Annotated in this window: 5 protein-coding genes; 3 read left to right on the forward strand and 2 right to left on the reverse strand. The window is 28.4% G+C overall.

The window, feature by feature from the left end; genetic code table 11:
• Window positions 1–288, forward strand: a 288-nt coding sequence (locus E6A48_RS03710; RefSeq protein ID WP_219708673.1) for a group III truncated hemoglobin, incomplete at its 5' end; no start/stop codon positions are given.
• Between the two features lie 56 nt (window positions 289–344).
• Here E6A48_RS03710 and E6A48_RS03715 read toward each other — a convergent pair.
• Both E6A48_RS03715 and E6A48_RS03720 read right to left on the reverse strand, forming a co-directional pair.
• Window positions 345–767 (reverse strand): MarR family winged helix-turn-helix transcriptional regulator, encoded by a 423-nt coding sequence (locus E6A48_RS03715; RefSeq protein WP_308461599.1) that lies wholly within the window; start codon window positions 765–767, stop codon window positions 345–347.
• Between the two features lie 78 nt (window positions 768–845).
• On the reverse strand, window positions 846–1,676 hold the full coding sequence (locus E6A48_RS03720; RefSeq protein WP_219708674.1) for an MBL fold metallo-hydrolase: 831 nt from the start codon (window positions 1,674–1,676) through the stop codon (window positions 846–848).
• Window positions 1,677–1,854: 178 nt separating this feature from the next.
• On the opposite strand from E6A48_RS03720, the gene E6A48_RS03725 reads away from it, so the two are divergent.
• Together E6A48_RS03725 and E6A48_RS03730 are read left to right on the forward strand one after the other, a co-directional pair.
• Complete coding sequence (locus E6A48_RS03725) at window positions 1,855–3,021, forward strand: ankyrin repeat domain-containing protein (RefSeq protein ID WP_219708675.1); 1,167 nt, start codon at window positions 1,855–1,857, stop codon at window positions 3,019–3,021.
• 131 nt (window positions 3,022–3,152) lie between these two features.
• Window positions 3,153–3,875 carry an outer membrane beta-barrel protein gene (locus tag E6A48_RS03730; RefSeq protein WP_219708676.1) on the forward strand — a complete coding sequence of 241 codons (723 nt, stop codon included), beginning with the start codon at window positions 3,153–3,155 and terminating at the stop codon, window positions 3,873–3,875.
• The last annotated feature ends 95 nt before the right edge of the window (window positions 3,876–3,970 follow it).

Below are 3,970 nucleotides of genomic sequence, written 5' to 3' on the forward strand. Positions count from 1 at the left end.
CCTATATTTAATGAGCATGTTGGAATTGATGATGAGTCTTGGGAGAGACATAAAGAAAAGATTGCTAAGTTTTGGAAGACTATGCTTTTAAATCAAAGGCTTTATATGGGAAACCCTGTTCAGCCACATATTAATCTTATGCCTTTTGATATGAACTTATTTGACACTTGGCTTAATCTATTTAAAGAGTGTCTTGATGAAGTATTTGAAGAAGAGCCTTCTAATCATTATTATGAAGTAGCATGCAATATTGCTAAAAACTTTAAGGCGGTATTATTTAATCAGTAATATTTTAAAATAATTTAATGGCAGAGGATAAAGTTTAAATAATTTTATCTTCTGTCTTATATTTCTGATATATTGCTTCTAATTTTCTTTAATGTATTTTTTATTGTTTCAGCATCATTTGGATTGAGTTCTTTTACTATTGTATCTAAAACTTGATTTTCATAATTTTCTATGATAGGCAATTCTTTTTTAGCCTTTTCTGTGAGATATAATGAAAAAGCTCTTTTATCTTGTTTATTTTCTTTTCTTTTTATAAATGATTTAATTTCTAATTTATCTATCATAGCTTTTACGGTATTTTGGTCTTTATCAAGTTTTGTAGATAATTCTTTTTGAGATATACCTTCTTCTTTTGCAAGTTCTTTTAATACGATTAATTGCTCTGGTGTGATATCGAAATTAATTATTTGTTTTGCTATATACTGATATATTTTTCTTGCGGTATAGCATATATCATAGCCTATGTTATTAATAATAATAAGCTCCTTATAAAAATGCTATCATAATTTTTGACTATGATAGCATATAATTTATTTTTTGTATATATAAATAATTTATTATTTAGCTCTTTCTATTAGGGAGTTCAAATATTTTTCCATTTGTGCTTTTGTCATAATAAATGGATTTGCTTCTCCTTCTTTTAGATTAGCAACTTTTTCTAAATTAGCATATCCATTATCTGCAAATAGATGTGCTGTTAATGATACTAATGCATTTCTTGAGAGGGCTTCTTTTTTGAAATATTCGGCAGACTCTTTATATTTTGCTATTAATTCTTTTTCTCTTGGAAGTCCTGTTCCTCCCCAAAGTACAGCGGTGTATTCTTTTCCTTTGTATTTTACAGGGAATATAAAAGAGCTGCATCCAGCAGTGTGTCCTGGTGTTTCTAATATTGTTATGCTTGTATCTCCTAGTTTTATCACATCTTTATCTTTTGAATATATATCAACTTTTGTTTTTGGAGAACGAGGAGAGTTTGCTCCAGTGTTTAAATTGTACATCAAGTCTGTATCTGTTTTTGTTAGTACAACTTTAGCAGCATATTTATTTCTTAAATAATTAGCTCCGCCGTAATGATCTCCATGTCCATGGCTTAATATGATATATTTTAAGTCTTTAGGGTCTAAGCCAAAACCTTTAATACCTTCTTCTATGAGTTTAGCATCTCTGTCGTCCCACATAGAATCTATTAAAATAAGTCCGTCAGAAGTCTCTATTACCCAAGCAACAACACTTACACTTCCTATGCAGTATACATTATCGAATACTTTAGTAGGTTTTAGGGGTGTGTTGTCATTTAGGTAATCCATAGGTGTTTTCTCAGCAGCAAATACTGAAAAAACTAGCATTAAAAAAATGAAAAAAGTTTTTTGTAATAAATTAATCAAGTTTCTATCTCCTATTAATTATTTATTTTAAATATAGTATGTATACGTATTATTTTCAATATGAAAAATATTATTTTTTGATTTTTTATATATAATTAAATAAAAAAAATTATAAATGAATGGCTATAATAATATTTTATATATGTTATAATTAAAAATATTTTGTTTTGGATTAATTATGTTAAAGAGATTAATATTTATAATTTTATCTTTAAATATTTTATGTTTAAATAATTTGTATTCTCAAGATTATAACGAAGAAGAACAAAATCCTCCTATAGATATCCCTATTATTAAGGCTATTGCTGAAGATGATATTAATACTTTAAAAAATATTATAAATAGCGGTGAAGATTTAGAAATTAGAGATGAGCAGGGCAATACTCCTTTGATATGGGCGGCACTTTATGGAAATGTTGATATAGTAAGAGAGCTTATTAAGGCCAATGTAGATATTAATAATACCAACAATTTTGGAAATACTGCTTTGATGGGGGCTGTGCTTGAGGGGCATTATTCTACAATTAAACTTTTATTAGATAATAAAGCAAACATTAATACAACAAATAATGATGGCTGGTCTGCTTTGATGTGGTCTTCTGTGAGGGGAAATATTGATATTTTTAATTTGCTTATAGAATATGGTGCTGATATTAACGTTGCTGATAAAAATGGTAATACTCCTTTAATGATAGCTTCAGATTCTGCTTATATAGAGATTGTTGATAGGCTTATAAGGTTAAAAGTTGATGTGAATCAGGCGAATGGTTTGGGCGATAATGCTTTACTTATGGCTTCTATATCTGGAAATGTTGATATTGTGAGGAAGTTAATTTCTGCTGGGGCTAATGTTCATTTTAGAGGCTCTAATGGAGTTACTGCTATAATTTATGCATCAAGGTTTGGAAGATTAGACATAGTAAAAGAGCTTATAAAAAGTAAAAGTGATGTAAATGTTGCTGCTTCTGACGGTACTACTCCTTTGATTGCTGCTTCTATAGATGGATACACTGATGTAATAAAAGAATTATTAAGAAATAAGGCTGATGTTAATAAAACTAACAATTCTGGATATAATGCTTTAATTATAGCTTCTATAGAAAATCATATTGATATAGTAAAAGAGCTTTTAGTATACAAAGCTGATATTAATGCTGTTACAGAAGAGGGTTATACTGCTCTAATGGGGGCTTCTGCTGCGGGAAATTTGGATATTGTTAAGATATTAGTAGATGCTGGTGCTGATATTAATTACAAATCAAATGCAGGAGAGAGTGCTTCAGATATTGCTAAGAGGAAGAGTCATTTAGAAGTATATGAGTTTTTAAGTGGTATTTCTAAATAAAAATTAAAAAAACTTTACTTTTTATTAGTTTTTAGTAAAAAATATTTACTTTTGCTTGACATTCAATTTACAATTTGCTATAATAAATAATGTCCTTCATTGATATACATAATTAAAAAAGGAGATTATTTATGAAAAAGCTATTTCTTCTAATTTTTTCATTATTTTTAATTGGTTCATATAGTATTTTTGCTGCCGATTTGGGAATTGGTATAGTAGTTCCTCTTGGAGCTTCTATATCACAAAGTTCTATAGCTCATAAATCGGGTGTTGACACTAAAAATGGTGCTTTAAGTACATCTGGTGCTTTTGAATGGGGTGTTGGCATCACTCCTGGTTTTTATAAAGATTTTGATGATTATATGGGCTTTTCTTTGGCTTTAGATTTGGCTTATCATAGAGATGTTTTTGCATATAAAGAAAGTGTGGCTACTGGAAATAATTCTTATTCTACTGTAAACACTTCCTACAATTTTGATACTATATCTATTGGGCTTCTTCCAAAGTTTAATATAGCAAGATTTTTTATAGGGCTTGGCGGAGGAGTTAAGATTCCTCTTGCTTCAAGTGAAACTACTAAAACATATGACGAACAAACTCAGCAATTAGTAGATGCTAATAATAAATATAATTTTGATAACACAAAAAATAAGTTTGATATGTTTGTGATACCTTATATAAAGCTTACTGTTGATTATTTATTTTTCTTTAATAAAGAAGCTGCATTTGGACTTGGAATATATGCAGGATATGATTTTGGTCCTTCATTTAAGGCAGATGATAGATTTAGCAAAAAATCTTTGGGTGCTTTTGATATAGGTGCACAAATAAGTCTTTATTTTGTAGATAATTAATCCCCTCTATATAAAATTTTATAAAAAATTATTTAATCTTTTTAGGTGTGTGCAATAAAAATGCATGCACCTTTTTTATTGATATTTATTAATTT

The organism is Brachyspira pilosicoli, from assembly GCF_019402445.1.
GTDB classification, from domain to species: Bacteria; Spirochaetota; Brachyspiria; order Brachyspirales; family Brachyspiraceae; genus Brachyspira; species Brachyspira pilosicoli_B.